Annotated in this window: 17 protein-coding genes; 9 read left to right on the plus strand and 8 right to left on the minus strand. The window is 72.2% G+C overall.

The window, feature by feature from the left end; translation table 11 throughout:
• Positions 1 to 661, minus strand: a 661-nt coding sequence (locus tag ACWGO8_RS16680; protein ID WP_452044117.1) for an acyl-CoA thioesterase, incomplete at its 3' end; no start/stop codon positions are given.
• Positions 662 to 750: 89 nt separating this feature from the next.
• On the opposite strand from ACWGO8_RS16680, the gene ACWGO8_RS16685 reads away from it, so the two are divergent.
• Positions 751 to 1,431 (plus strand): hypothetical protein, encoded by a 681-nt coding sequence (locus ACWGO8_RS16685; protein ID WP_376954969.1) that lies wholly within the window; start codon positions 751 to 753, stop codon positions 1,429 to 1,431.
• Positions 1,432 to 1,517: 86 nt separating this feature from the next.
• On the opposite strand, the gene ACWGO8_RS16690 is transcribed toward ACWGO8_RS16685, so the two are convergent.
• The 6 genes from ACWGO8_RS16690 to ACWGO8_RS16715 form a co-directional block, all read right to left on the minus strand.
• Positions 1,518 to 3,191 (minus strand): FAD-binding dehydrogenase, encoded by a 1,674-nt coding sequence (locus ACWGO8_RS16690; RefSeq protein WP_452044118.1) that lies wholly within the window; start codon positions 3,189 to 3,191, stop codon positions 1,518 to 1,520.
• A 155-nt stretch (positions 3,192 to 3,346) separates the two neighbouring features.
• Positions 3,347 to 3,754 (minus strand): globin, encoded by a 408-nt coding sequence (locus ACWGO8_RS16695; protein ID WP_452044579.1) that lies wholly within the window; start codon positions 3,752 to 3,754, stop codon positions 3,347 to 3,349.
• Between the two features lie 53 nt (positions 3,755 to 3,807).
• Complete coding sequence (locus tag ACWGO8_RS16700; protein WP_452044119.1) at positions 3,808 to 4,935, minus strand: mechanosensitive ion channel family protein; 1,128 nt, start codon at positions 4,933 to 4,935, stop codon at positions 3,808 to 3,810.
• Between the two features lie 21 nt (positions 4,936 to 4,956).
• Positions 4,957 to 7,623, minus strand: coding sequence for an aminopeptidase N (gene pepN / locus ACWGO8_RS16705; RefSeq protein ID WP_452044120.1), 2,667 nt, complete (start codon positions 7,621 to 7,623; stop codon positions 4,957 to 4,959).
• An 83-nt stretch (positions 7,624 to 7,706) separates the two neighbouring features.
• On the minus strand, positions 7,707 to 10,274 hold the full coding sequence (gene pepN, locus ACWGO8_RS16710; protein ID WP_452044121.1) for an aminopeptidase N: 2,568 nt from the start codon (positions 10,272 to 10,274) through the stop codon (positions 7,707 to 7,709).
• A 119-nt stretch (positions 10,275 to 10,393) separates the two neighbouring features.
• On the minus strand, positions 10,394 to 11,272 hold the full coding sequence (locus ACWGO8_RS16715; protein ID WP_452044122.1) for a hypothetical protein: 879 nt from the start codon (positions 11,270 to 11,272) through the stop codon (positions 10,394 to 10,396).
• Positions 11,273 to 11,404: 132 nt separating this feature from the next.
• Here ACWGO8_RS16715 and ACWGO8_RS16720 point away from each other — a divergent pair, with 132 nt between their 5' ends.
• From ACWGO8_RS16720 to ACWGO8_RS16755, 8 genes are all read left to right on the plus strand, one after another.
• Positions 11,405 to 12,388, plus strand: coding sequence for a DUF2332 domain-containing protein (locus ACWGO8_RS16720; RefSeq protein ID WP_452044123.1), 984 nt, complete (start codon positions 11,405 to 11,407; stop codon positions 12,386 to 12,388).
• Positions 12,389 to 12,398: 10 nt separating this feature from the next.
• Positions 12,399 to 12,911 carry a ribose-5-phosphate isomerase gene (locus tag ACWGO8_RS16725; protein ID WP_452044124.1) on the plus strand — a complete coding sequence of 171 codons (513 nt, stop codon included), beginning with the start codon at positions 12,399 to 12,401 and terminating at the stop codon, positions 12,909 to 12,911.
• A gap of 12 nt (positions 12,912 to 12,923) precedes the next feature.
• Complete coding sequence (locus ACWGO8_RS16730; RefSeq protein WP_452044125.1) at positions 12,924 to 13,943, plus strand: Fpg/Nei family DNA glycosylase; 1,020 nt, start codon at positions 12,924 to 12,926, stop codon at positions 13,941 to 13,943.
• A gap of 56 nt (positions 13,944 to 13,999) precedes the next feature.
• Positions 14,000 to 14,644, plus strand: a complete 645-nt coding sequence (locus tag ACWGO8_RS16735) for an FMN-binding negative transcriptional regulator (protein WP_452044126.1) — start codon at positions 14,000 to 14,002, stop codon at positions 14,642 to 14,644.
• Positions 14,641 to 16,122 carry an amidohydrolase gene (locus ACWGO8_RS16740; protein ID WP_452044127.1) on the plus strand — a complete coding sequence of 494 codons (1,482 nt, stop codon included), beginning with the start codon at positions 14,641 to 14,643 and terminating at the stop codon, positions 16,120 to 16,122. The genes ACWGO8_RS16735 and ACWGO8_RS16740 overlap by 4 nt, the downstream gene beginning before the upstream one ends.
• Positions 16,123 to 16,200: 78 nt before the next feature.
• Complete coding sequence (locus ACWGO8_RS16745; protein ID WP_452044128.1) at positions 16,201 to 17,745, plus strand: multicopper oxidase family protein; 1,545 nt, start codon at positions 16,201 to 16,203, stop codon at positions 17,743 to 17,745.
• The gene (locus tag ACWGO8_RS16750; protein ID WP_452044129.1) at positions 17,735 to 19,219 is read left to right on the plus strand and encodes a sensor histidine kinase; all 1,485 of its coding nucleotides are present in this window, start codon (positions 17,735 to 17,737) and stop codon (positions 19,217 to 19,219) included. Before ACWGO8_RS16745 ends, ACWGO8_RS16750 begins: the two co-directional genes overlap by 11 nt.
• Positions 19,220 to 19,352: 133 nt before the next feature.
• Complete coding sequence (locus tag ACWGO8_RS16755) at positions 19,353 to 20,015, plus strand: response regulator (RefSeq protein WP_452044130.1); 663 nt, start codon at positions 19,353 to 19,355, stop codon at positions 20,013 to 20,015.
• 35 nt (positions 20,016 to 20,050) lie between these two features.
• On the opposite strand, the gene ACWGO8_RS16760 is transcribed toward ACWGO8_RS16755, so the two are convergent.
• A complete protein-coding gene (locus ACWGO8_RS16760; RefSeq protein WP_452044131.1) occupies positions 20,051 to 20,752 on the minus strand; it encodes a hypothetical protein in 702 nt (233 codons plus the stop codon).
• Positions 20,753 to 20,771: the final 19 nt, after the last annotated feature.

Genomic DNA, 20,771 nt, shown 5'->3' on the forward strand with positions numbered 1-20,771 from the left:
GGGGGGGGGGTCGGCCCCCCCCCCCGCGTTGGGTGTGGTTGCCGCGGCCCCCCCCCCCCCCCCCCGCCCGGTGGATCTTCGGATCGTCGGGCAGACGGCCGAACGCCTTCATCCACACCGCCTGGCGCGGCACGCGCTCGCCGTCGACGCGGAGGTACACGGGAGACGGGATGTGCCGCACGTCGAACGCCCGCTCGCTCGACCAGTACCGCGCGACGTCGTGGTCGAGGTGGCCGAGCACGTCGGCGGTCGACGGCAGCGACTCGGGGTCGGGCAGGTCGTCGGGCATCTCCATCTGGTGCTCGACGCCCTCGTCGTGGGTCTGGAACGACGCGATGAGCGACAGGATCGGCTCGCCGTGCTGGAACGCCTGCGTGCGCCGGGTCGAGAACGAGCGGCCGTCGTGGATGCGGTCGACGGAGAACGTGATCGGGTGCTGCACGTCGCCGGGGCGCAGGAAGTAGCCGTGCATCGAGTGGATCTGCCGGTCGGCGGGCACGGTGTGCATCGCCGCCACGATCGACTGCGCGAGCACCTGCCCGCCGAAGACCCGCCCGAGCGGCATCCACTGCGACGGACCCGTGAAGATGTCCTCATGCGTGCGCGCACCCGTGTCGGTGAGGTGCAGCGTGCTCAGCAGGCCGTCGATGGGACCGTTCATCGTTCCTCCGTGTCGGTGGGGCTGGGCCGCGACCCGGTGGAAGCGCGGCCCGCCGGGGGCGGCGGCGCTCCTTGGTAGTTTAGGAGCAGATGGTCCAGCAACTGACGCTCGCAGACAGCCTCGCGCTCGGCGACCTGCACACGTACCTGCAGCGCGCCGGGCGCGTCGAGGACGGCTCCGTCCGGTTGATCGCGGGCAACGGCATCCTCGCGGTCTACACGGCGATCCTCTACCCCCGGGGCATCCTCGACGAGAGCCCGACCGTGCTCGGCCTGCGCACGTTCGAGCTGCGCGACACCGAGGACTTCGACGCCGTCGTGCCGATGCGCTCGCTCGTCGAGCGCATCGTCCGCCTGCGCGACCAGCTCGCCGACGACCAGGAGTCGCGGCCGGTCACGATGTCGCGGCCGCCCGAGGTCAACACCGTCACGTGGGCGGGCATCTCGCCGCCGCGGGGCGGCTGGCGCGCGCTCGGCGAGGCGGATGCCGCGACGCTCGAGTCCGCCGCACGTGGCGGCATCGACGAGGTCGCCGCCGCCATCCCCGCAGGCACGGGCGAGCAGCTCGTGCAGCGCGTGCGCTCCGAGGTCTGGGGACGAGGGGTCGACGGGCTCGAGTACGTGCCGACGGGCGCCGCGTTCGCGGCGTTCAGCCTCGGGTTCCTCGGCGACGACCCGGTGCGCCTGTTCGAGACGGGTCCGTGGACGCGGCTCACCACGCGACGGGGCCACGTGCTCGTGCGCCGCAAGCCCTGGACGCTGAAGGCGTAGACGCTGCGAGGGTCGAGGAGACCGCGCAGCGGTCTCGAGACCCGGTCGCCGCGCGTGCGGATTTCGAGACGGCGCTTCGCGCCTCCTCACCCCGCGGTTGCGGCGATCGACCGACCGGCCGCACGGCCGGTGAAGAGGCATCCGCCCAGGAACGTGCCCTCGAGCGCCCGGTAGCCGTGCACGCCGCCGCCGCCGAAGCCGGCGGCCTCGCCCACGGCGTACAGTCCCGGCAGCACCGACCCGTCGGGCGCGAGCGCGCGCGAGTCGAGGTCGGTCTGGATGCCGCCGAGGCTCTTGCGCGTGAGCAGGTGCAGCTTCACCGCGATGAGCGGGCCCGCCTTCGGGTCGAGAATGCGGTGCGGCGTCGCGACGCGGATGAGCTTGTCGCCGCGGTACTTCCGTGCGCCGCGGACCGCCGTGAGCTGCAGGTCCTTCGAGAACTCGTTGTCGAGCTCGCGGTCGCGAGCGACGATCTCGCGCTCGATGTTCTCGGTGTCGATGGACACCTCTGGGGAGAGGGCGCGCATGCCCTCGAACAGTTCAGGCAGCGTGTCGGCCACCACGAAGTCGACGCCGTGCCGCTTGAACGCCTCGACGGGCCCCGGAGCGCCGGAGCCGATCCGCTCGGCGAGGAGCTTCAGGTCCTTGCCGGTGAGGTCGGGATTCTGCTCGCTGCCCGAGAGGGCGAACTCCTTCTCGATGATCTTCTGCGTGAGCACGAACCAGGAGTGCGCGTAGCCGGTGGAGACGATGTGCTCGAGCGTGCCGAGCGTGTCGAAGCCGGGGAAGAGCGGCACGGGGAGCCGTCGGCCCTCCGCGTCGAACCAGAGCGACGACGGGCCGGGCAGGATTCGGATCCCGTGGGAGGGCCAGACCGGGTCCCAGTTCGTGATGCCCTCGGTGTAGTGCCACATGCGGTCGCGGTTCACGAGCCGGGCGCCGGCCTGCTCGGCGATGGGCAGCATGCGCCCGTCGACGTGGGCGGGCACGCCCGAGAGCAGTTCCTCGGGCGCGGCGCCCATGCGCTCGGGCCAGTACTCCCGCACGAGGTCGTGGTTGCCGCCGATGCCGCCGGAGGCGACGACCACCGCGGGCGCGCGGAACTCGAAGTCGCCGACCACGTCTCGGTTGCTCGGCTCGCCGCGCCCCGCGGCATCCGGTGCGAGTACGGCGCCGCGCACGCCGACGACCGCGCCCTGCTCGACGATGAGCTCGTCGACGCGGTGCCGGTGGTGCAGCTCGACGAGGCCCGCTGCGGCGCCCGCCTGCACGCGCGCGATGAACGGCGCGAGCACGCCGGGGCCCGTGCCCCACGTGATGTGGAATCGCGGCACCGAGTTGCCGTGCCCGATGGCGTTGTAGCCGCCGCGCTCGGCCCAGCCGACGACGGGGAAGAACCGGACGCCCTTCTCGTGCAGCCACGAGCGCTTCTCGCCGGCGGCGAACTCGAGATACGCCTCGGCCCACTTCCGTCCCCACTCGTCGGTGTCGCGGTCGAAACCCGCGGTGCCCGACCAGTCCTGACGGGCGAGCTCGAGCGAGTCCTTCACGCCCATGCGGCGCTGCTCGGGGGAGTCGACGAGGAACAGCCCGCCGAACGACCAGTGCGCCTGCCCGCCGAGGCTCGCCTCGGGCTCCTGCTCGACGATCACGACGCGCTTGCCGGCGTCGACGAGCTCGGCGGCCGCGACGAGGCCGGACAGGCCCGCGCCGATGATGATCGCGTCGGGCTCGGGGCGGGATGCGGGGGTGGCGGCCACGTGGGACTCCTTCGTCTCGGTGGTGCGGCGGCAGTGCCGCGAGCGGTCCGGCAGCGCCGCGGGGCGGTGCAGCGGATGCCGCGAGGGCGGGTCGGCGGTGAGGGTGCCGCCGTGGCGATGCTACTGCCCGCACGGCGGAATGCGGTCGCGCCTTGTCAGTCCTCGAACGTGTTGACCATCGCGAAGGCCGCACGCTGCAGGTAGTCCCACAGCGTCTCCTCGGCGAGCGGCGGCAGGTCGAGGGAGTCGACCGCGGCCCGCATGTGGGCGAGCCAGCGGTCGCGGGCGTCGGGATTGACCTTGAACGGCAGATGCCGCATCCGCAGCCGGGGGTGACCCCGCTGCTCGCTGTAGGTGCCGGGGCCCCCCCAGTACTGCTCGAGGAACATGGTGAGGCGCTCGGCCGCGGGCCCGAGGTCCTCCTCGGGGTACATCGGGCGCAGCACGGGGTCGTCGGCGACGCCGCGGTAGAACTCGTGCACGAGCTGCTCGAACGTCGCGCGTCCGCCGACGGTCTCGTAGAACGACGGCCCGAGGGCGGCGCCGTGCTCGCTCCCGCGCAGCGGCACGTTCGCCGGTTGCACGGGCCCGGATGCCGCGGGCGTGGTCTGGTCGGTCACGGCAGGTCTCCGCTGCTCGGTGGGTTCGGCGTGGTCGGCGGCTTCGGCGCGCGCGGCGCCCTGGGGGTCTTCACCTTGGTCCCGACTCCGGAGCCGACGCCGTCGCCCACGACGGCGCTCGGCGCCGTCTTCGGCGGCTTCGCGCCCTTGACGCGGGTCGCGCCGTCGAAGCCCGACAGCACGACGCTGGAGAGGCTCGGCAGGCGCACGTCCATCGCGTCGAGCGAGTGCTTGAGGCGGGTGCGCAGCTCGCGGGCGACGTCGTCCTTCGACGACGTGCGCACCTTCATGACGATGCGGATGACCATCGCGTCGTCGGAGATCGACTCGAGGCCCCAGATCTCGGGCTTCTCGAGGATGCGCGAGCGCCACTTGCCCGACTGCGACATCTCGACGGCGGTGCGCAGCATCTCGGACTCGACGGCCTCGACGTCGGCCTCGTACGGCACCGCGAGGTCGAGGATGACGCGGGCCCAGCCCTGCGACATGTTGCCGACCCGCAGGATCTCGCCGTTGCGGACGAACCAGAGCGTGCCGTTCACGTCGCGCACCTTCGTGATGCGGATCTGCACGTCCTCGACGATGCCGGTCGCAGGGCCGAGGTCGACGACGTCGCCGACGCCGACCTGATCCTCGACGACCATGAACAGGCCGTTCAGCACGTCCTTCACGATGTTCTGGGCCCCGAAGCCGAGGCCGGCGCCGATCGCGGCGCCGAGCAACGCGAACGAGCCGAGGATCGACTGGTCGATGACGTTCACGATCATGAGCGTCACGATGATGAAGAGCGTCACGTTGACGATGTTGCGCAACACGGTGCCGAGGGTGCGGGTGCGCTGCACGACCCGCACCGCGGCGAGCGGCGACGCCTGCAGGGCCTGCGTGTCGGTGACGTCCTGCTTCTTCTTCACGCCCGTGACGATGCGGTTCACGACGCGGTCGATCACGAAGTGCAGGATCCACCGGATGAGGAACGCGATGGCGATGATGACCGCGATCGACACCAGCTTGCCGACGATGAGGTCCCAGTTCTCGGCCCAGTACGCCGCCAGGCTCGACCAGAAGTCCCCGCTCAGCGGCGTCTCGTCGAGCGGCGGGACGGTCGGTTCTTCTGCCAGGAACATCTGAGCGAGTCTATCGAGGGGCTACTGGACGGCGCCCGAGAGCGCGACCGCGTCGCGGGCGCGCGCGGCGAGCGCCCGGTCGAGCTCGTCGAGCTGCTCGGACACGAGCCGGTGCAGCGGCGCGGGCTCGGCGTTCGCCGCGAGCCATGCCCTGGTCATCTCGGCGAGCTCCTCGTCGACGAGCGGCGCAGGGAAGAGCCGCGACACGACGAGCGAGGCCATCGTGAAACTCCGCTCCGCCCAGACCCGCTGCAGCATCGCGAAGTAGTCGGTGGCCGTGGGCGCGAGCAGCTCGGGCTGCGTCGTGCGGCGCCAGCCCTCGGCGATCGCGCGGGCGAGGTCGTTCGAGAGGCTCGTGTCGGTCGCGACGCGGTGCCAGGCGATGTCCTTCCCGACCGGGTCGGGGCGGGCAGCCCGTGCGGTCTCGGCGAGCTGGCGACCCTTCGAGGTGTCGTCGTGCGCGAGGGCGGCGTCGATCTCCTCGTCGGATGCCGCGCCCAGCGTCGCGCGGGCGATCACGAGCTCCCAGCGCAGGTCGAGGTCGACCTCGAGCCCGTCGAGCCGGATCGAGCCGTCGAGGAGGCTCCCGAGCACGTCGGCGTGCGCCTGCGTCGAGGCGATGCGCGTGAACGCCTTCACGAGCTGGAGCTGCGCGTCGGAGCCGGGTCCGGCGAGCTCGCCGAGCGCCCAGATCGCATCGCCCGTCTCGGACGCGAGCTGCTCGCGGTGGTCGTCGGCGAGGTAGCGGCTGAGGGCGACCTCGAGTCTCGCCAGCGCGAGCCCGCGCGCGGCCGATTGCGTCTCGTGGCCGATCGCGGCGAGCACGAGCCGCACGTAGTCGTTCGCGGGCAGCTCGGCGTCGCGCACCGCGTCCCAGGCCGAGCCGAGCACGACGGCCCGCGCCACCGGATCGGCGAGCTCCGACAGCCGGCGCACGGCCGTGTCGAACGAGGTCGCGTCGAGGCGCACCTTCGCGTAGGTGAGGTCGTCGTCGTTCACGAGCAGCAGGTCGGGACGCGCCAGGCCGACGAGCTCGGGCACGTCGGTCGACGGTCCGTCGACGTCGAGCTCCACGCGGTCGGTGCGCACGAGGCGTCCGTGCACGTCGCTGGAGTAGCAGCCGAGGGCCACCCGGTGCGGGCGGAGGGTGGGGTGGTCGTCGGCGGCGGTCTGCTCGACGCGGGCGGAGGTGATCAGGTCCGCGGCATCCGTCTCGACCACCGCACGCAGCGTGTTCACGCCCGCGGTCTCGAGCCAGAGCTGCGACCACCGGGTGAGTTCGCGGCCGCTCGCCCGCTCGAGCTCGTCGAGCAGGTCGCGCAGCGTGGCGTTGCCGCCCGCGTTGGCGCGCAGGTACGCGCCGACGCCGCGCTGGAACGCGTCGAGTCCGACCCACGCGACGAGCTGCTTCAGGACCGAGGCGCCCTTGTCGTACGTGATCGCGTCGAAGTTCACCTCGACGTCGGCGAGGTCGCGGATCTCGGCGACGATCGGGTGCGTCGAGGGGAGCTGGTCCTGCTCGGCGGCGTGCGTCTTCTCGTCGCTCGCGAAGGTGGCCCACACGCCGGTGAACTCGGTGACCTGCGAGGTGGCGAGGGTCGACGCCCACGTGGCGAACGACTCGTTCAGCCAGAGGTCGTTCCACCACCGCATGGTCACCGAGTTGCCGAACCACATGTGGCTGAGCTCGTGCAGCACGACGATCGTGCGCTGCTCGCGCCGCGCGTCCGAGACGCGTGAGCGGAACAGGTAGCCCTCGTTGAAGGTGACCGCGCCGACGTTCTCCATCGCGCCCCAGTTGTACTCGGGCACGAAGATCTGGTCGTACTTGCCGTAGGGGTAGGGCACGCCGAAGGCCGCCTCGTAGAAGGCCAGCCCCGCCTGCACCGTCTCGAACATGACGTCGGGCTCCGCGTACTGCGCGAGCGAGGCGCGCGCGAAGAGCCCGAGGGGCACGTCGCGCCCGTCGACGCTGCGGGCCGACCCGCGCCAGGCCGCGTACGGCCCCGCGACGATCGCGACGATGTAGCTCGAGATCACCGGTCCGGTCTCGAACGCCCAGGTCGCACTGCCGCTCCCTGAGCCCGTCGAACTGCCGCTCCCTGAGCCCGTCGCACTGCCGCTCCCTGAGTCCGTCGAAGGGAGTACCGCGGGCGCGCTCGCTTCGATGGGCTCAGCGAGCACTGTCGGGACCGGCGTCGGGGCGTTGCTCAGCACCTGCCAGCCGGCGGGCGCGGTGATCGTGAATCGCACCGACGCCTTCAGGTCGGGCTGGTCGAACACCGCGTAGACCCGGTTCGCCTCGGCGACCGCGAACTCCGTGTAGAGGTACACGGCGTCGTCGACCGGGTCGACGAAGCGGTGCAGGCCCTCGCCCGTGTTCGTGTACTCGCGCGTCGAGACGACCCGCAGCTCGTTCTCGGCTGCGAGGTCGTCGAGCCGGATACGGAACCCATCGCTCACCTCGGACGGGTCGAGCACCCGCCCGTTGAGCACGAGCTCGTGCACCTCACGGGTCGTCGACTCGATGAACGTCTCGGCGCCCGGCTCGGCGCGGAAGCGCACGACGGTGGTCGAGCGGAACGCGTCGCCGTCGCCGGTGAGGTCGAGGTCGACCTCGTAGGCGGGCGCGGCGACGACGGAGGCACGGGCCTCGGCTTCGTCTCGGGTCAGGTCGGGCCGTGGCATGCGTGCCTCCGTCGTGCGATCGTGCGTGTTCGGGTCGGTTCGTGCTGCGGTGTCGGGTGCTGCGATGCCGGCGGATGCCGCGACTACGCGTCCTGCGCGTCGCGCTCCTGCGCGGCGAGCGCCCGGTCGATCCCGGCGAGCCGCTCCACCACGAGGCGGCGCAGTGCGGGGACGTCGGGGTGCGTGTCGAGCCAGGTGCGGCTCGCGTCGGCGAGGGCGCGGTTCGCGAGCGGCGACGGGTAGAGGCCGTCGACGAGCTTCTCGGCGATCGCGTAGCTGCGCTTCGCCCAGACGTCCTCGAGCATCGCGAAGTACCGCTCCACGAACGCCTCGAGCAGGGCCGGGTCGTTCGCGCGGAGGAAGCCCTCGGCCGTCTCGCGCACGACGGTGTTCGTCGCCGTGTCGACGTCGATGAGCGACGCCCAGGCGCGCTCCTTGCCCTCGGGCGTCTGGATCGCGGCGCGGGCGTGCGCCGCCGACTGCTGGCCGGTCGCCGTGTTGTCGGACGCGAGGCGCTCGTCGATCTCGGCGTCGCCGGCGCGGCCCGACGCGACGAGCGCGATGAGCAGCTCCCAGCCGAGGTCGGTGTCGATCTCGAGGCCCTCCAGCGCGAGCGAGCCGTCGTAGAGCGCGACGAGCTGGTCGACCTGCGACCCCGACTCGGCGATCGCGGCGAAGTTCATCACGAACTGGAACTGCGCGTCGCTCCCGGGCTCGGCCTCCTGCGCGAGGCGCCAGAACCCGTCGGCGAGGGCGCGGCGCGCGTCGGCGCGACGCTCGGGCGCCGTGTAGGCGCTCGCCGCCAGGATCGAGTTCGCGAGCACGATGCGCAGGGTCGTCGACTCGGTCTCGCTCGCGATGTTGCCGAGCACGAGCGCGAGGTAGTCGCTCGCCCGGGTCTCGGCATCGCGGGTGGCATCCCACACCGAGCTCCACACCAGGGCGCGCGCCAGCGGGTCCTCGATCTCGGAGAGGTTCGCGAGGGCGACGCCGTGCGACGCCTCGTCGAGGCGGATCTTGGCGTAGGCGAGGTCGTCGTCGTTGAGGAGCACGAGATCGGGGCGCGCGAGGCCGACGAGCTCGGCGATCTCGGTGCGCTCGCCGTCGACGTCGAGCTCAACGCGGTGGTCGCGCACGAGCTTGCCGTCGCGCAGGTCGTAGAACCCGATCGCGAGCCGGTGCGGGCGGATGGTCGGGTGGTCGGCGGGCGCCGACTGCAGCACGGAGAACGCGGAGATCACGCCCGCGTCATCCGTCTGGATCTCGGGACGCAGCGTGTTGACGCCCGCCGTCTCGAGCCAGAGGCCCGACCAGTCGGAGAGGTCGCGGCCGCTCGAGACCTCGAGCTCGGCGAGGAGGTCGGCGAGGGTCGTGTTCCCCCAGCCGTGCTTCTTGAAGTAGGCCGAGACGCCGGCGAAGAACGCCTCGACGCCGACCCAGGCGACGAGCTGCTTCAGCACCGAGCCGCCCTTGGCGTAGGTGATGCCGTCGAAGTTGACCTGCACGTCCTCGAGGTCGTTGATCGTCGCCACGACCGGGTGCGTCGACGGGAGCTGGTCCTGGCGGTAGGCCCAGTTCTTCTCCATCGAGTTGAAGGTCGTCCACGCCTCGGTCCATTCGGTGGCCTCGGCGGTGGCGATGGTCGACGCCCACTCCGCGAACGACTCGTTGAGCCAGAGGTCGTTCCACCACTCCATGGTCACGAGGTCGCCGAACCACATGTGCGCGAGCTCGTGCAGGATCGTGACGACGCGACGCTCGCGCACGGCATCCGTCACCTTCGACCGGAACACGTAGAACTCGGTGAACGTCACCGCACCCGCGTTCTCCATGGCGCCCGCGTTGTACTCGGGCACGAAGAGCTGGTCGTACTTCGCGAAGGGGTAGGGCACGTCGAACTTCGCCTCGAAGTACTCGAAGCCCTGCTTCGTCTTCTCGAAGATGTAGTCGGCGTCGAGGTACTGCGAGAGGCTCTTGCGGCTGAACACGCCGAGCGGGATGACGCGGCCGTCGGCCGAGGTGAGCTCGTCGCGCACGACCGCGTAGGGGCCGGCGATGAGCGCGGTGATGTAGCTCGAGATGCGCGGGGTCGGCTCGAACGCCCAGGTCTTCGCTCGTTCGCCGGTTGAGCCTGTCGAAACCGCGTCCACCGGCTCGGGCGTGGGGGAGTTCGACACGACCTCCCAGTGCGCCGGCGCGGTCACCGTGAAGCGGAACGCGGCCTTCAGGTCGGGCTGCTCGAACACCGCGAACATGCGGCGCGAGTCGGGCACCTCGAACTGGGTGTAGAGGTACGCCTCGCCGTCGACCGGGTCGACGAAGCGGTGCAGGCCCTCGCCCGTGTGCATGTAGCGGCCGTCGGCCACGACGACGAGCTCGTTCTCGTCGGCGAGGTCGGACAGCTGGATCCGGACGCCGTCGCTGACCTCGGCCGGGTCGAGGGCCACGCCGTTGAGGGTCACCGAGTGCACGGCCGCGGTGATCGCGTCGATGAACGTCGACGCACCGGCGCGCGCGGCGAACCGCACCGTGGTCGTCGATCGGAACACGTCGGGGCCGGTGGTCACGTCGAGCACGACGTCGTACTCGTGGACCGTGACGAGCGCGGCGCGCTCCTCGGCTTCGATGCGGGTGAGGTTCTCTCCGGGCACGTGCGCTCCTTCGCAGTCTTCGCGGCTCGTGACCGCAGGCAACGTGTCCCAGCCTAGCCCCGCGTCCGGGGAGCTCCCCAGCGCGTGCCCAGGTCCGCTCGACGCGGCGGGCGACCGGGTCAGCGCCCCCAGATCGAGACGACGGATGCCGCGAAGGCGGGCAGCGCCGCGATGACGCCGAGCACCAGCAGCACTCGACCGACGATGACGCCGCCCCTCGAGCCGCGCACCCCGAGGAACCACGGCAGCAGCCGGGGGAGCGAGAAGGTCACCAGCGCGCCGACCGCGAGGATCGCGCCGAGCGGCCAGAGTACGACGCCGATGAGCAGCGGCAGGACGGTCTCGGCCCAGTTCGTCCGCGTCATGAGCGGCAGGCTCCGGCTGAGCCGCCCGGTGAACGCCGCGAGGAACGCGCCCTGCACGACGGCGAGCGCGGCGAACACGAGCACCGACAGCCAGCCCGGACCGACGATGTCGAAGTCCACGTTGTCGGAGCGGAGCGGGTCGATGAACGGCGACACGATCACGAACACGGCGAGTCCGAACGTCGGACCCGCGAGGCGCCCGCGCGGCAGCCACGGCGCGACGAGCAGGTAGAGCGCGGTCGATGCGAACGCGAACGGCAGGGCGCCGAAGACGAGGAACCCCAGCGTGCCCTCGAACGTGATCTCGCCCACGGTCGCCGCGGCCTCCGTGAGGCGCCCGGTCGCCTCGGGCGAGGTGAGCGCCAGCAGGCGCATGGCGAGCCGCCCGCCCGCCCCCGTGACGAGGAGGGTGGAGGCCGTGGCCGCCACGAGGAACATCGACACCCACCAGGCGTAGAGCCGGAGCCCGTCGAGGTGGCGTCGCAGGCGGGGCGCCGTCGGCGCCGAGGCCGAGCGCGCGGCATCCGACGCAGGCGCGGGCAGTGCGGGCTCGACGAGCCGCTCGCGGCCCCACACCACGCAGAGCACCACGGCGAGGTCGAGCAGCGCGACGCTCACGATGACGACCAGCATCCGACCTCCGTTCCGGCCGACCCGGCTGCGCGCGAGCCTACTGCCGACGGTCGACGTCGCGCCGCCCCCAGAAGGCGGCAGGCGGACCGCGCGCACGTTGACCGGGTGGGTCGGCCGTCTTACGGTGGCGGCATGAAGTCCACGGATGCCGCGGCCCCGACGGCCGAGCGATACCGGGTCTTCGGCGAGGTCGAGGCTCGGGGGATGTCGGCCACGTACGAGGCGTGGGCGCTCGGGATCGCCGACGACCCCGCGACGGTGGCGCTCATCGACGAGCTGCCGGCGCCGAAGCGCCAGCCGAACCTCGTGTTCTCGGCGTCGCGGTTCCAGGGCGCGCCGGCGGGCCCGTACCACCTGTTCCGCGACTGGCTGCACGACCACTGGATCGAGGTGCGCGCGACGGCGCTCTCGCACGCGACGCAGACGAACGAGGCGGCGCGCTGCGCGCTGCACGTCCCCGCGCTCGCCGGGATCGCCGGCCCGCTCGCGCTGCTCGAGGTGGGCACCTCGGCCGGGCTGTGCCTCTACCCCGATCGCTACAGCTACCGGTACTCGGGGCATCCGCGGCTCGACCCGGTGGACGGACCCAGCTCGGTCGTGCTCGACTGCGTCACCGAAGGCGAGGTGCCGGTGCCCGACCGCCTCCCGGAGGTCGTGTGGCGCGGCGGCATCGACCTGAACCCGCTCGACGTGCGGCATCCCGACGACGTCGCATGGCTCGACGCCCTCATCTGGCCCGAGCACGACGACCGGCGGGCTCGCCTGCGGTCCGCCGCCGCCATCGCCGCGGCCGACCCGCCCCGCATCGTCGCCGGCGACCTCGACGCCGAGCTCGACGCCGTCGCCGCACAGGTGCCCGACGGGGCGACCCTCGTCGTATTCCACACCGCGGTGCTCATGTACCTCGACGAGGCCGGTCGCGCTCGCTTCGCCGAACACGTCCGCCGGCTGCCCGGGCACTGGCTCTCGGTGGAGGCGCGCAGCGTCACGCCCGGCATCCGCGTCCGGGAGGACGTGCCCAACGAGAGCTCGGATCTCGTGCTGGCGCTCGACGGCGTGCAGCTGGCCTGGGCCCAGCCCCACGGGCGTGCCGTCCGATGGGTGCCGAATCCCTAGACTTGGGCGCATGCGCATCCACATCGCGACCGACCACGCCGGCCTCGAGTTCAGCCGCACGCTCGTCGACCACCTGACCAACGGCGGTCACGACGTCGTCGATCACGGCCCCACCGAGTACGACCCGCTCGACGACTACCCGGCCTTCTGCATCAACGCGGCACAGGCGGTCGCGCGCGACCAGGCCGCCGGGGTGCGCACGCTCGGCGTCGTGTTCGGCGGATCGGGCAACGGCGAGCAGATCGCCGCGAACAAGGTGGCGGGCATCCGCGCGGCGCTCGTGTGGAGCATGGACACCGCGATCCTCGCCCGCCAGCACAACGACGCCAACGTCATCTCGATCGGTGCGCGCCAGCACACCGTCGAGGAGGCCATCCGCTACATCGACGCGTTCATCGCCGAGCCGTTCTCGGGCGACGAACGCCACGTGCGCCGCATCGCCCAGCTCGCCGAGTACGAGACCACGGGCGACATCGTCGGCAAGGGCGTCGACCACGAGCCGTCGGACGCCGACGAGGCCTAGGAAGCAGCGCAGGTGCCCGAGGGCCACTCGATCCACCGGATCGCCCGGCAGTTCGACCGGAACTTCGTCGGGCACGTCGTGCACGCCTCCAGCCCGCAGGGCCGGTTCGCGCTGGGTGCGGCCGAGCTCGACGGGCGACGGATGACGGACGCGCGCGCCGTGGGCAAGCAGATGTTCCTCGGGTTCGAGGGCGACCGCTGGCTCCGCGTGCACCTCGGCCTGTACGGCGCGTGGGACTTCGCCGGCGACATCCTGCTGGATCCCACGATCGCCTCGGCGAACGGCCGCATGGGCCAGACGAACCAGCGCGGCACGTTCCTCGAGGGCCCGAACCCAGACGCGGCGAACCCCGACCCGGCGATCCTCGACTCGGCCGGCGAGAACTCGCTCACCTCCATCGGGGCGCCGCGCCGCACGCGCCTGCGCATGTCCGAGTCCGAGAAGGAGGCGAACGGGTTCGAGACGTTCCCGCCCGAGCCCGTCGGCCAGGTCCGCGTCCGCCTGCTCACGGAGACGATCGTCGCCGACCTGCGTGGTCCCACCAGATGCGAGGTGCTCGACCCGGCGCAGGTCGAGCGCATCGTGTCGAAGCTCGGACCCGATCCGCTCATCGACGACGGCCCAGCGGCCGAGGAGCGGTTCACCCGCACGGTCCGCCGCAAGGGGGTGCCGATCGGCCTCCTGCTCATGGACCAGGACGTCGTCGCCGGCATCGGCAACGTGTACCGCGCCGAGCTCCTGTTCCGTGCGAAGCAGAACCCGCACACGCCCGGCAGGGACGTGCCCGAGGAGCACGTGCGCCACCTGTGGACCGACTGGGCGAGGCTCCTGCGCATCGGCGTGGAGACCGGCCAGATGATGACCATGGACGACCTCGATCCCGACGAGTACCGCGCGGCGATGGCCAACCGCGACGACCGGCACTGGGTGTACAAGCGCGAGGGGCTGCCGTGCCGGGTGTGCGGCACGAACATCGTGCTCGAGGAGATGGGCGCCCGCAAGCTCTACTGGTGCCCCTACTGCCAGGCCTGACCCCTCCGCTGGTCGAGTAGCCTGCGAAGCAGGCGTATCGAGACCCCCGGAGCACCATGCGACAGAACCCCAGCTTCACCCTCGCGAGCGCGGAGGGCGTCAAGCGGCTGGTCCGCGAGCACCCCTGGATGACGATCGTGAGCTCCACGGATGCAGCGGGCCTCGTCGCCAGCCACTACCCGGTGCTGCTCGACGAGACCGCAGACGGCATCGTCCTGCTCACCCACGTCGGCCGCCCCGACGAGGTCGTGCACGAGCTCGGCCGGCACGAGGTCATGGTCATCGTGCAGGGCCCGCACGGCTACATCTCGCCGGGTTGGTACGACGCGAACCCGGCCGTCCCGACGTGGAACTTCGTGACCGCGCACCTCTACGGCACGCCCGAGCTGCTCGACGCCGACGAGAACCTGCGCGTGCTCGAGGCGCTCGTCGACCACTTCGAGGACGCCCTGCCCGAACCGCGCCGCATGCGCGGGACGCCCGAGAACTCCGCCTACGCCGATCGCATCGCCACGGGCACGGTGGGCCTGCGCATCCCGATCACGCGGTTCGTCGCGAAGAACAAGATGAGCCAGAACCGGCCCGACGAGACGGTCGACCGTATCATCGGCGAGCTCGAGGGCGACGGTCCGTACGCCAGCCCCGCGCTCGCCGCGGAGATGCGCCGCACGCACGAGGCCCTGCGGGCGGCTCGCGCGTGAGCGCGCTGCTCCTCGAGGGTGCCCGCAACCCCGGTGCGCCCGACGCCGTCGACGTGGTCATCGCCGACGGCGTCGTCGCGGAGGTCGTGCCGCACGGCGCGTCGACCGTCCGCGGATCCGACGCCGAGCGCGTGGACGTCGACGGCCGCTGGATCGTCCCCGGCCTGCACGACCGGCACGTGCACCTCTCGCAATGGGCCATGGTCTCCCGACGGCTCGACCTCGCCGACGCTGCCTCTGCTGCGCAGACCGCCGCGCTCGTTCGCGCTGCGGTCGATTCGGGCGAGCCCGAGGTGATCGGGTTCGGCTATCGCGACGGGCTGTGGCCGGATGCCGCGAGCCTGGCCCTCCTCGACCCGGTCTCGGGCGACGTCCCGGTCGTGCTCGTCGCCGCCGACCTGCACGCCTGCTGGGTGAACTCGGCCGCGGCCCGCCGTCACGGCGTGGACGCTCCCGGCGACGGGATCCTCCGCGAGGACGCCTGCTTCCGCCTCGTGCGCGAACTCGACGACGTCGCCGACGACGTGCTCGACGGGTGGGTCGCCGCCGCGGCCGTTCGCGCTGCCGCCCGCGGGGTCGTCGGGGTAGTCGACTACGAGATGCGCTGGAACCGCGACGACTGGGCCCGCCGTGCGGCGACGGGCGGCGACTGGCCGCTGCGCGTCGCGTTCGGGATCTACCCGCAGCACCTCGACCGCGCGATCGCCGAGGACCTGCGCACCGGCGAGGTCGTCGAGGGCACCGGCGGGCTCGTGACGGTCGGCGGCGCGAAGGCCATCACCGACGGCTCGCTCAACACCCGCACCGCGTGGTGCTTCGACCCGTACCCGGGCCTCGACGGGCACGAGCATCCGTACGGACTCGCCACGATCGCCTACGACGAGCTGGTGCCGCTCATGCGCCGCGCGCACGAGGGCGGCCTGACCCCCGCCATCCACGCCATCGGCGACCGCGCGAACGCCCGCGTGCTCGACGCGTTCGAGGAGGTCGGCTGCCGCGGTTCCGTCGAGCACGCCCAGCTGCTGCGCCACGAGGACGTCGCCCGGTTCGCCGGGCTCGGCATCGTCGCGAGCGTGCAGCCCGAGCACGCCATGGACGACCGCGACGTCGCCGACAAGTACTGGGCGGGTCGCACGGATCGGGCCTTCATGCTCGCCGAGCTCCAGGCCGCCGGCGTCGAGCTCGCGCTCGGCTCGGACGCCCCCGTGGCGCCGCTCGACCCGTGGGTGGCGATCGCCGCCGCGGTGGGCCGCGCCCGGGACGGACGGGCGCCCTGGCATCCCGAGCAGGCGATCGACGTGCGCGCCGCGCTCGCCGCTTCGACGGGCGGCGCCGGCCCCGACGTGCAGGTCGGACTGCGCGCCGACCTCGCGGTGCTTGAGCGCGACCCGTACGCGGCATCCGTCGACGAACTGCGCACCATGCCCGTGGCCGCCACGCTCGTCGGCGGCCGCATCACCCACTCGACCCTCCGGTAGGCAGCGGGGGATAACCCCCGCGCCGATCCGGTCGCCCGCCGGATGGGGTGACGGCGCCGCCGTCGCGAGGCTGGAAGCATGCCAGCATCACGCATCGCCGTCACCGCGATCCGCCGTCCGAAGGCCGCGCTCACCGCCCTCGCCGCCGTCGCGGCGGGCGCCCTCGTCGCCGTCGCCTTCGCCGGGTGCGGGATCGCCGGGCCCGGGCCCGTCGACACGGTCGGGACGGTCGACTTCGACCGGCCGCTCGCCATCCCGCCGCTCGCCGAGTCGACCGTCGACGCCGACGGCACGCGCGTGTTCTCGCTCGAGGCGCAGGCGGGCACGACCGAGTTCGAGCCGGGCGTCCCGAGCGACACCTGGGGCTTCAACGGCACCTACCTCGGTCCGACGCTCGTCGCCGACCGAGGCGAGCGCGTGCGGGTCGACGTGACCAACTCGCTCGACGAGCCCACGACCGTGCACTGGCACGGCATGCACCTGCCTGCCGAGATGGACGGCGGCCCGCACCAGATGGTCGACCCGGATGCCACGTGGTCGCCGACGTGGGCCATCGACCAGCCGGCGGCGACGCTCTGGTACCACCCCCACCCGCACGGCGAGACCGAGGAGCACGTCGCCCGCGGCCTCGCGGGCATGTTCCTGCTGCACGACCCCGACGAGCGGGCGCTCGGCCTGCCCTCGGACTACGGCGTCGACGACATCCCCGTCATCGTGCAGGACACCGGCTTCTCGTCCGACGGCCGCCGCGAGTCTCCCGTTCGCGGATACGCGGGCGGACTCGGCGACGAACTCCTCGTCAACGGCACCCGCACGCCGTACCTCGACGCCAGGAGCGAACTCGTCCGGCTCCGCCTGCTCAACGCCTCGACCGCGCGCACCTACGGGTTCACCTGGTCGGACGATCGCCCCGTGGAGCTCATCGCGACCGACGGCGGGCTGCTCGAGGCATCCGTGCCGCTCGACCGCATCGTGCTGTCACCTGGGGAGCGGGCGGAGGTGCTCGTGCGCCTGACGCCGGGCGAGCGGGTCGTGCTGCGGTCGGAGATGACCGCCGAGGCGGCCGGGATGGTCGGGCCGGTGGCCGCGATGAACGCCAACACCGATTCCTTCGACGTGCTCGAGGTGCGTGCCGCCGACGAGCTCGCCGCAGCGAGTCCGGTGCCCGAGCACCTCGCGACGATCGAGCCCTACGACGAGGCGGACGTCGCGACCACGCGCACGTTCCGCCTCGACGACAGCTTCCAGATCAACGGGCACGCCATGGACATGGGTCGCATCGACGAGACCGTGACCGTCGACACGCTCGAGCGCTGGGTCGTCACGAACGACACGGAGGTGCCGCACAGCTTCCACGTGCACGACGTGCAGTTCCGGGTCGCGTCCATCGACGGCGCGCCGCCGCCGCCCGAGCTCGCCGGCTGGAAGGACACCATCCACGCCGAGCCGCACCGGGAGTACGAGCTCCTCATGCGCTTCGAGGACTACACCGATCCCGACACCACGTACATGTACCACTGCCACCTGCTGTGGCACGAGGACCAGGGCATGATGGGCCAGTTCGCCGTCGTCGAACCGGGCACGTCTGCCACGATGACAGGAGGAACCGACCATGAGCACTGACACCGTGCCCACCGACCGACCCGGGAACGAAGCCGCGGATCCCACGACCGCGATCCTCCGACCCGCCACCACCGCCGAGGGGGCGAGCACCGCACCGATGTCGACGACCACGACGAGCGCCACGGATGCCGCGCCGCGCCGCCGCGGCTACGGCTCCCTCTGGGCGGCCGTGCCCCGCGAGTTCGGCTTCCTCATCCTCACGATGCCCATCGCGATCATCGGGCTCACCATCATCTCGACGGTGTTCTTCACGGGCCTCGGCCTCGTCGCGATCGTGGTCGGCATCTTCCTCATGGTCGCGTCGTTCTACATCGCGCGCGGCTTCGGCACGCTCGAGCTCGTCCGCCTGCGCTGGGCCGGGCGGCCGGAGATCCGCCGGCCGGCCTGGGAACGCGTCGACGGCGCCCAGGGCTTCTGGCGTGCGGTCTTCGGGCCGTTCATCGACGGCCACTACTGGCTGTACCTGCTGCACGCGCTCGTGGTGAACCCCATCGCGAGCATCGTCTCGTGGAGCCTCACCGTGGCGTGGACCGCGACGGCGCTCGCCGGGCTGACCGGCTGGATCTGGCAGCCGCTCATCCCGAACCAGGAGCGCACGTTCTGGCTCAGCCAATGGCTCCTCGAGCGCTTCTTCCCCGACGCGGCGCCCATCGATCCCGTGTTCGGCGAGCGCGTGCTCGAGGTCCTCGTCGGCGTGATCTTCGCGCTCACCCTGCCGCTCGTGTTCCGGGGGCTCACGCTCATGCACGAAGGCATCGCCCGCGGCATGCTCGGGGCCTGGCGCTCCGAGGCCCTCGAGCGCGAGGTCGCCTCGCTCGCCGCATCGCGTGGCGCGGCCGTGCAGGCCGAGGACGCCTCGCTGCGCCGTCTCGAGCGCGACATCCACGACGGCCCGCAGCAGCGGCTCGTGCGCCTCCAGATGGACCTCGCGACCATCGAGCGCCGGCTCGAGCACGATCCCGACTCGGCGAAGGCCCTCGTCGGCGAGGCGCGCGACCAGGCCCGCGAGGCGCTCGACGAGCTGCGCGCCCTCTCCCGGGGGTTCGCCCCGCCGCTCCTGCAGGACCGCGGCCTCGCGAGCGCGCTCGAGTCCCTCGCGGCCCGCAGCCCGGTGCCGGTCGAGTTCGAGAACCGGCTCGCGACGGATGCCCCGCTGCCGGCCGCAATCGAACGCAACGCGTACTTCATCGCCGCCGAGCTCCTCACCAATGCGGCCAAGCACTCGGGCGCGAGCGCGATCCGACTGCGGATCGCGAGCCGCGATACGGGAGCATCGGGGCACTGGCTCGACCTCTGGGTCACCGACAACGGGCACGGCGGCGCCTCGCCGCGACCGGGTCACGGCCTCGCCGGACTCGAGGAGCGCGTGCAGGGCCTCCGCGGGCTGCTCGTGGTCGACAGCCCCGAGGGCGGTCCCACGGTGATCGGCGCGCACGTGCCGTTCGCGCCCGTCGCGGCATCGGTGATCGAGTAGCGCCGACGCAGTCGCCGCGTATCGAGATCGTCGTGCACGGTCTCGATACGCGTGCCGCGCTCGCTCCTCGACCACCGGTCCCCGGCACACCTGCCGCCCGAGGCCGCCGCCGTCGCGCCGATATGGTGAGGGCATGACGGATGCCGCCCGCCGCCCCCTCCGCATCGTGCTCGCCGAGGACTCCGTCCTGCTGCGCGAGGGGCTCGTGCGCCTGTTCGACGAGGCGGGCTTCGAGACCGTCGGCGCCTACGGCGACGCGGACGCGTTGCTCGCCGCGCTCGACGGCGACACCCCCGACCTCGCGGTGCTCGACGTGCGCATGCCGCCGACGTTCCGCGACGAGGGCGTGCGGGCCGCGATCGAGCTGCGCCGGCGTCGGCCCGAGCTCGGCGTCCTGCTGCTCAGCCAATACGTCGAGGGCACCTACGCGCACGAGCTGCTCTCCTCGGGCGAGGGCGGCATGGGCTACCTGCTGAAGGACCGGGTGGCCTCGCTCGAGGAGCTCCAGGACGCCGTCGAGCGCGTCAGCGCCGGCGGCACCGTGCTCGACCCGCAGGTCGTGCGGGAGCTCCTGGCCCGTCGCGGCGACCCGCTCGCCTCGCTCACGCCGCGCGAGCGCGAGGTGCTCGAGCTCATGGCCGAGGGACGCACGAACACCGGCATCGCGAAGCAGCTGTTCATCGGCGTCGGCGCGGTGGAGAAGAACGTGACCTCGATCTTCCAGAAGCTCGGCCTCGAGGACTCCGGCACCGACCACCGCCGCGTGCTCGCCGTACTCGCCTGGCTGCAGCGCTGAGGCCCGCCGCAGCGCTGGGCGCGCGGTGACGGTCGTCAGCCTCCGTCGGTCGTCCGCAGCGGCTCGTGGAGCCGCCACACCGCGCGGTAGCCGCGGTAGCCCCACGCCATCCAGCCCACGAACGACGCGATGACGACCACGGCGCCGATGCCGATCGACCATCCGACCGATGCCGTGAACGTGTAGACGAGCGCGCCGACGAAGAGCCCGGCCAGCGCGGCGTGCACCACGAGGATCAGCACCATCGAGCTGGCGAACACCTGCGAGCGATCGCGAGCGACGAAGGGGTAGTAGGTCTGCTGCGACCCCGGCATGTCGTCGGTCGTCCCCATCATGAGGTACGGCCGGATGCCGGGGTCGAGGTCGACGTACGCGGCCCGAAGCCGGTTCATGGCGAGGACGTAGGCGAGGTCCTCCAACGCGGTGTTGAACACGCGAAGCTGCGTGATGAGCCCGAGCACCACGAGCAGGAAGAGGATCCCGAGCGCCGCCACGCCGAACCAGCCGCTGAACTGCGTCGCGTTGCCGAGCACGCCCAGCGTGACGAGGCCCGCGGAGACGAGCGTCAGGAAGATCGCGATGCGGGTCAGGACCTCGCTCTGCGTCGTGGAGCGCGAGGCGAGGAGGCTCCAGTGCTCGGTCGCGAGCATCTGGGCACGCAGCGACCGTTGCGCATCCGTGAGGCGCGCGACGTCGTCTCCGGGAGACGACCCGGGCCCGGGTGCATCCGCCGTCATAGCGGCATTCTGCACCCGG

The organism is Agromyces sp. NPDC055661 (assembly GCF_053618135.1).

Coding starts and splice junctions, on each gene's coding strand:
- ACWGO8_RS16685 (WP_376954969.1), top strand. CDS start 751: ATGGTCCAGCAACTGACGCTCGCAGACAGCCTCGCGCTCGGCGACCTG.
- ACWGO8_RS16700 (WP_452044119.1), bottom strand. CDS start 4,935: ATGTTCCTGGCAGAAGAACCGACCGTCCCGCCGCTCGACGAGACGCCG.
- pepN (WP_452044120.1), bottom strand. CDS start 7,623: ATGCCACGGCCCGACCTGACCCGAGACGAAGCCGAGGCCCGTGCCTCC.
- ACWGO8_RS16715 (WP_452044122.1), bottom strand. CDS start 11,272: ATGCTGGTCGTCATCGTGAGCGTCGCGCTGCTCGACCTCGCCGTGGTG.
- ACWGO8_RS16720 (WP_452044123.1), top strand. CDS start 11,405: ATGAAGTCCACGGATGCCGCGGCCCCGACGGCCGAGCGATACCGGGTC.
- ACWGO8_RS16725 (WP_452044124.1), top strand. CDS start 12,399: ATGCGCATCCACATCGCGACCGACCACGCCGGCCTCGAGTTCAGCCGC.
- ACWGO8_RS16735 (WP_452044126.1), top strand. CDS start 14,000: ATGCGACAGAACCCCAGCTTCACCCTCGCGAGCGCGGAGGGCGTCAAG.
- ACWGO8_RS16745 (WP_452044128.1), top strand. CDS start 16,201: ATGCCAGCATCACGCATCGCCGTCACCGCGATCCGCCGTCCGAAGGCC.
- ACWGO8_RS16750 (WP_452044129.1), top strand. CDS start 17,735: ATGAGCACTGACACCGTGCCCACCGACCGACCCGGGAACGAAGCCGCG.
- ACWGO8_RS16755 (WP_452044130.1), top strand. CDS start 19,353: ATGACGGATGCCGCCCGCCGCCCCCTCCGCATCGTGCTCGCCGAGGAC.
- ACWGO8_RS16760 (WP_452044131.1), bottom strand. CDS start 20,752: ATGACGGCGGATGCACCCGGGCCCGGGTCGTCTCCCGGAGACGACGTC.